Source organism: Bacillus haikouensis, from assembly GCF_013179555.1.
Lineage (GTDB): Bacteria > Bacillota > Bacilli > Bacillales > Bacillaceae_B > Rossellomorea > Rossellomorea haikouensis_A.
Genome location: NZ_JABMCR010000227.1, coordinates 1 through 6,674, shown reverse-complemented (window position 1 = coordinate 6,674; position 6,674 = coordinate 1). Strand labels below are relative to the sequence as shown.

The window sequence follows — 6,674 nt, the reverse complement described above, 5'->3', positions numbered from 1 at the left end:
ACTGACGGATGTGAAGGAAGAAATCGAACAGCTTGGCAGGAAATGCTCGATTATTCCATGTGATCTTGAAAAGGAAGAAGAAGTGAAGGCTGCCATTCCCAATGTCATTTCAGCTTTTGGAAAGATTGATATATTAGTAAACAATGCAGGCATTCAGCGCAGGTCGCCTTCCGTAGATTTTCCTGAATCCGATTGGGATGATGTTCTAAATGTTAATTTAAAAGTGGTCTGGTTATTATGCCAGGAGGCAGGACGTTACATGGTTGCGAAAGGAGAAGGCAAAATCATTAACACCGCTTCTCTCCTTTCTTACCAGGGAGGATTGACCGTCCCAGCGTATGCAGCAGCAAAAGGCGGTGTGGCACAACTCACGAAAGCTTTGTCCAATGAATGGGCAAAAGAAGGTGTCAACGTAAACGCGATCGTCCCAGGCTATATTGCGACAGACATGAACACCGCCATACTGGACGACCCAATCAGAAATAAACAAATTCTTGATAGAATTCCTGCAGATCGATGGGGAGAACCCGATGACTTCAAAGGAACCGTCGTCTACTTAGCTTCGGACGCTTCCAATTATGTACATGGTCATTTGGCGGCTGTTGATGGAGGATGGCTTGGGAGGTAGTTCAAGTAGGACAAGGGGACAGGTCCCTTGTCCCAAACCAGTCGGCCGATTCTGAATGTGGGACGAGGGACCTGTCCCCCCCGTCCCCTTCACTGCAGTACCGTAAACACATACCCACGCGGCATCTTCTCACCCCTTATCCACCCTTTCTTCTCGAGCCGCTTAATAGAGCGATGAATTCGGGATACAGAGTATCTGTCTATTTTCTTACCGTTATAGAACCACAAATAATCTCTTAGATTGCCCAGCGATGCTATGTACTGCCCCTTTTCGAGAAAACTCCCTCCCTCATATCCCGCTTCTTTCTTCGAGTGCGTAAGGATCCATAAATAAATCCGCAGATCTTCGGTGTGACGAAAATTCGTTTCCTGAATCAATCCATTCGGTTCCAGTATTGATGAATCAAACATTGTAATCTCCTCCTTTACCTTCTATATACATCCTGCCGGTTCAAAAGGATACCGTGAGAGGAATATTTTTTATTTTTTTCTGTTTCACATGGCCAATCAGGGGTTGAGCGTGAACCACCTGGCATCACCGCTTCCCCTTACATCGAAAGATATGCCCTCCCCTCAGTGAATTCCTTCAACTCCGCCACCAGCTTCGCCTTCTCCGCTTCAAAATCGTCATCCTGAACCTCAGCGTCAGTACTCCGCCCATCCGTAAACCATTCCGGAAGCTTCTCCGTCCGGACCGGTTTTCTCCGCTGGCCAACCTTCTTTTCTTTAACGACCTTTCGATACATCTTCCTGAACTCTTTCTCCTGAGCATCCTTCACGTCCCGGACATCATTCAGCTCCCAGTTCATCAGTATTGCGTCCACATAACTCCAATACTGCTTCCCCTGTTCCACAGCCTTCTTCATCGCTTCCACCACCAGGCTGTCTGACAGCTTTTCACACCAGATCCGGATCCTCTCCTCAAGATACGATCCCATATTGCCGAATCCATTTTCTTTGAAAAATGTCACCGCACCTTCACACGCGCTTTGTTGTTGTTGTTTATTTTTTATTTCTGAAGAACTCTCTGAAGATCTCTCTGTATACGTCCCCTCCCCCGCCGGAGGTGCCCCTGCTTCCTTTCGTGACAGCCCCTCCTCTGAAGCGAGGGTACCGGTACGTTCCAACGTATCATCAGGACAAATGGAAACCAACTCACTGACATGGTACTTTTCGTGCATGACCTTATTCACATTCCCGGCAACAGGCTGCACATACATGACATTGCTCAGCACCATGCTCGACGTCGTAATCGTTCTGAACTCCCTCATCAGCAAATGATTCTCCACCAGGAAATCCACCGCTTCCTTCACCTGTCTCTTCGAAAACCCATATGTATCGGAAAACGCCTGGTAACTCTTCTGCAGCATATCCCCCTTGAACTTCGTCCGTGTCCCAATCACATCACCGTTCTCATCCCGCACCAATGTCGGACGATACCAATACAGTATATCCGCCAGCAGTGTGATCGCCACAAAATGTGCCTTCCCGCTGGCAAACGTAATGTTCTTGTACCATAAATGAGGAACCAGATTCCCCTCGATCTTCATCTCCCCTACCTGATCGACTACTTTGCATCCTGATTTCATAAAAAAATTCCACCCTTCTATATCTAGTCACTTACTAGATATAAAGAAAGGTGGAAAAAGGATACCCTGTTATGAAATTTTTTTAAATAAACGTATGTATAATCCTTCATGTCGCTTTGTGGCGGGGTTTTGAGAGGTTATACAAACGTTTGTTTAGAAGCACTAATTTCCTTACTCCTGACTGGACGCTTGTTTTTCATTGTTTAAGTAAAAAGCAGGACGAGAACCGTCCCTATTCTTAAGCTGTGACCTCATTCTGCTGACCACCGCGAACTTTCGCTTTCTTTGCCTTCTTCTTGCCTGCAACGGTAACAATATTCTGACCCATCGGCAGTTTGTAAATAAGTTTCACGATGAGGATGGAGATAAGAACGGTTAATATGAATGCAACCGGAATCCAACGGGTTCTTTCTAATAAGAACGCAGCGTGCTGCTGGATGAAATACAGTACAATTGGGTGAACAAGATAGATCCCCATTGATAAGTTGCCCAGTTCAATGATTGGTTTTCTTATTTTTTCGAGATTGCCCATCAGAAAATAGCCGCCTGTTAAAGCAACGAAGAAGATCGGCATGATGATCAGATTAGTCACCCTGGTAGAAGAATAGAAACCAAATTGCTGATATTCATAGACTCCGACTCCTACCATCATCAAGGCGATAAGCAGACAGAACTTGGCATTTGCTTCGACCCACTTTACGATGTAAGCCCAATAATGAACGAGAAGACCGCCGATCATAAAGAAGAAAATCCAATAGAATAGAGATGAGCGGTCATGAGTAAAGAGATTTACTACCTCATTCCCGGTATCTAATGGACCTTTCATATGAAAATAATTGATGAAAAAGGCCATTATGGTTAGGCCGATCATCCACTTTTTCGACTTTAATAACTGTAAAAACGGATACAGGATATAAAACTGAACCACCACCATCATGAAATAGAGATGGTAATAGCCGTCTCCTAAGAAAAAGTAGGTAAGAAAGTCGCCCAGTTCATGCCCATTCTCACTCCAAGGGAAGCGATAGGAGTTAATCATCATATAAACGAAACTCCATACAACAAATGGAATGACCACTTTCGTAAATCGAGACGAAACAAAACGGTTAATTTGAAACCCTCTATTGATTGCTTGATTATATAAAAGAAATCCACTGATGATCGCAAACAACGGAGTACCGAGTCTTGATACCTGATTCAGGAACATCGTTGCCCAATTAAACGTTTGATCATTCAGGTGATAATTCCTCGCCGTCACATGGACCATTACTACTAGTAAACAAGCAATCGCACGTACAAAATTCAATTCATAAAAATACTTTTTGGAAGCCTTATTCTGAGATGATATTGATTCTTTCAACTTGAAACTCCTTTATGTTATGAGATTAAACGTAAGATAAAATTATACCAAATAGTATATTAACATAATTTCGTAACGAATATAGGAATTTTTATTCAGCTTATTCTTGTAATAAATGGGATTTTAATGTGGAAGATGGAAGATTATTTACCATACTATGGTACAATTTAGTTGGCAAGACAACGTGAATCAACGTCAATTTCGAGAGGAGTATCAAATGAAAAGAAGAATAAATTACTTTCTTACCATCTTACTGGCCATCATCCTATCTTCTCCTTTATCCCTTACCATTAGTTTACTTAGTGATTATTTCTCGGACCCTCAAGCATATAGTGAAAATTATGCGTACAATACGAGTTTCTATATACTGTATACATTCATAGTTGCCATTATCTATATCGTTGTAGGCATACCGACCACTTTACTTGCAGATAACTTAAAATACAAAAAATCATTTTTATCTATTTTCAAAACCAGCTACCTCATACAAGTGCTCGTCTACACAGTTTCAAGTTTGCTATTTTCATATGTAACATTGGGGTTTCACTTTTACTTTCCAGCATTCGTATCATGGCTTACTTTTGCTCAAGTTTATTTTCATGTTTTGTTTTTAATTCGATGGAAGACGGATAACCGTATGAAAGGGGTACTGTGAAATAAATGTGCCGCTGAGTTGGAGAAAGCATGGAACCTGCTGTAAAAGTCAGGAAAAAACGTTCGTTTCTTCGATGGGATAAAGTATTCCTGTTTCCACCATATACAACTTAAGAATCATTCAAAATTAGTAGGGAATGGAGTATACGAAATAATATTGATAAAAGTGATGATGTTTATTTATTGGTATTCCAGGAAATGGTGCGATAGTAAGAGTGGTTGAAGTAAAGCATGGGATTACCTTTATCGTTCATTTAACACCTAACTCAAGAAAGAAATGCGTGTCTAGTCAATTATTACGCCTAATTGAAAAAATAGGCATCTCTATATAATCAACTAGAGACACCTATTCTTACGCAAAACCTGCGATTAATTCCTTTAAGAACCATCAACGGGTTCAATAAAATAGGGGGTATAAATATTATTTGAGCGCGACTTCGATCGGCTCCTTATATATACTGCTTCTTTTATTAATTTACACTAATTTTTATTATTTGTTATCTAGGAGTTCATTTCTATTTCTTAGAATAGATATAATGTCTTTGTAAAAGACACTAGTCAACACAAATAGAGATAAAAAACCTATCGTAACATTACCTAATATACTTTCTATGTTTATGGAGATAAAAGCGTAAACCGAAACAACAACTACCATTAAATATATTCGTACTAAGGGATAATTCACCTTATAGTATAATAATGAAATATGTGTTCTAAGAGTAAAGAAAATCACGTAAGAGAAGGCTGTTGCAATAGAAGCTCCTAGAGCCCCATAACTAGGTACGAGCAACCAGTTCCCCATTATATTAAAAACACATGATATTCCAGCAATAAAAATATGCCAATTTATTTTCTTATAAAAATTTATTCCTATAACAGTTGTCTCCGAAATTGTATAAAAAATGGGCATGAAAACTAAAAAAGGCATAATTGTTGCTGCAGTACTGTAATTGTTTCCTAACAAGACTACTATAAGATCCTTCGAGATTATACTTACTATTGCAACAAAAAACATTACATATGAAACCAAAATTGAGATTGCCCAAAAGAACTTTTTGTCGTCAGGACGCTCTTCAAAACGTTCGTATGCGATGGGCGTCCAAAATGTAGAAAAAGTAGTTCTAACAACTAAAACTAAAGCTACTAAACGCATAGCAGCAGAATATAATCCTAATTCCTCAAAAGTACTCCAGTTACGAAGGGCAATTTTATCAAAAGCCTCAAATAACCAAGATATGAATATCGTTAATACAAAAGGAGCGCCATATTTTAATATATCCTTCTGTGAATGCATTGCCCCTTTCCTATTACAGTAACTAATATTCCAATAATTTTTCCCAAAGTAGATAGCTATTACCACCAATACAATTAATGTAAATAATTTGGAAAAAATCAACACTTCAAACCCAGCACCCATTAGGTATAGTAGGCTTCCAATAAAGAAAAGATTAAAAATCTTTTGGAATATTTGTAATAAAGAATATAAATTTCCTTTTTGTTGCATTCTAATTACTAATTGACCGAATCTTAGTAATATTTGAACTAATATCCCTGCAGCCAGTACAAAAGCCATAGGTAAACTTTCGGCTTCAAATAAAAAAACAGTGATAGGTCTATAAAAATAAAAAATTATACTTATTAAAACCAAAGTTGTTAAGATTGGAATTCGTAAGGTATTAAATAAAAGTGTTCCTCTATGGTCTTTGTGTTCTTCATAAAAAAAACGCACAAAGGCTTGATCTGTTCCGAAAATGGTTAATATCATTCCTACTTGTATAAACACATCAAACATTGATGCTTTCCCCAGGTCAGATGGGGATATAATCCTAGTGACTATCATTGTAGTAACTAATCCTAGTAATAATCCTACCCAACTCCCATAGGAAAATTTTAAGAATTTATTAAATAAATTGTCATTCATACTAAACCTTCTCTAAACGTATTAATTTATTAAATACTTATTATAGATCTTCCATATAAAAATGCCTCAAGAGTCCTGTTCTATTTCTAAACTAATATTTTCGTTTCAATCAGAAAAATCCACACAATAATTATCTAATATTAATCTTAGTTGTTTATCATTCTGATTATTATACACATTATTGTTTGCTAACGCCTCTATTTGACTTGAATCAATTGTTATTAGTTCACTAGGAAAACAAGAAGTTTTTACGGCTTTTGTATTGTTTTTCAAAGCCATAACTTTTAGCCATAAATCATCTGCATATAAACAAAGTTTTTTAATATTAGTTTTATTGAAAACTTCTTCATTTATAGAATTTGGAGGATATAGAACCCCACTAACACCTGTAGGACAAATTAATTTAGAAGGCCCTTCAAAATTCAAAGGGTTTTGAACCCATTGATTATAAGGAGCTATTTCTTTTTCAAATGTTTTTTTAATTAAGTGACCTCTATTACAACAAATACTATCTGGAAATTTT

General features: G+C 38.1%; 6 protein-coding genes and 1 pseudogene. 2 read left to right on the top strand and 5 right to left on the bottom strand.

Annotated elements, in window-relative coordinates:
- Positions 1 to 628: SDR family oxidoreductase (locus tag HP456_RS17895; protein ID WP_172253621.1), on the top strand; the 628-nt coding region annotated here is incomplete at its 5' end.
- 89 nt (positions 629 to 717) lie between these two features.
- Here HP456_RS17895 and HP456_RS17890 read toward each other — a convergent pair.
- The 3 genes from HP456_RS17890 to HP456_RS17880 form a co-directional block, all read right to left on the bottom strand.
- Positions 718 to 1,038: a hypothetical protein gene (locus tag HP456_RS17890; protein WP_172253619.1), complete on the bottom strand. Its 321-nt coding sequence runs from the start codon at positions 1,036 to 1,038 to the stop codon at positions 718 to 720.
- Between the two features lie 137 nt (positions 1,039 to 1,175).
- Positions 1,176 to 2,216 carry a DnaD domain-containing protein gene (locus HP456_RS17885; RefSeq protein ID WP_172253617.1) on the bottom strand — a complete coding sequence of 347 codons (1,041 nt, stop codon included), beginning with the start codon at positions 2,214 to 2,216 and terminating at the stop codon, positions 1,176 to 1,178.
- Positions 2,217 to 2,454: 238 nt separating this feature from the next.
- Positions 2,455 to 3,576, bottom strand: coding sequence for an acyltransferase (locus HP456_RS17880; RefSeq protein WP_172253615.1), 1,122 nt, complete (start codon positions 3,574 to 3,576; stop codon positions 2,455 to 2,457).
- A gap of 217 nt (positions 3,577 to 3,793) precedes the next feature.
- Here HP456_RS17880 and HP456_RS17875 point away from each other — a divergent pair, with 217 nt between their 5' ends.
- Positions 3,794 to 4,231, top strand: a complete 438-nt coding sequence (locus HP456_RS17875) for a hypothetical protein (protein ID WP_172253614.1) — start codon at positions 3,794 to 3,796, stop codon at positions 4,229 to 4,231.
- Positions 4,232 to 4,720: 489 nt separating this feature from the next.
- Here the strand turns inward: HP456_RS17875 and HP456_RS17870 are convergent, their stop codons facing one another.
- Together HP456_RS17870 and HP456_RS17865 are read right to left on the bottom strand one after the other, a co-directional pair.
- Positions 4,721 to 6,151: a lipopolysaccharide biosynthesis protein gene (locus tag HP456_RS17870; protein WP_172253613.1), complete on the bottom strand. Its 1,431-nt coding sequence runs from the start codon at positions 6,149 to 6,151 to the stop codon at positions 4,721 to 4,723.
- A 105-nt stretch (positions 6,152 to 6,256) separates the two neighbouring features.
- A pseudogene (locus tag HP456_RS17865) lies at positions 6,257 to 6,674 on the bottom strand (hypothetical protein); the annotation flags it as partial.

What these genes read in the sequence shown, in the direction of transcription:
- HP456_RS17870 (WP_172253613.1), bottom strand. Translation starts at nt 6,151, where the DNA reads ATGAATGACAATTTATTTAATAAATTCTTAAAATTTTCCTATGGGAGT.
- HP456_RS17885 (WP_172253617.1), bottom strand. Translation starts at nt 2,216, where the DNA reads ATGAAATCAGGATGCAAAGTAGTCGATCAGGTAGGGGAGATGAAGATC.
- HP456_RS17890 (WP_172253619.1), bottom strand. Translation starts at nt 1,038, where the DNA reads ATGTTTGATTCATCAATACTGGAACCGAATGGATTGATTCAGGAAACG.
- HP456_RS17875 (WP_172253614.1), top strand. Translation starts at nt 3,794, where the DNA reads ATGAAAAGAAGAATAAATTACTTTCTTACCATCTTACTGGCCATCATC.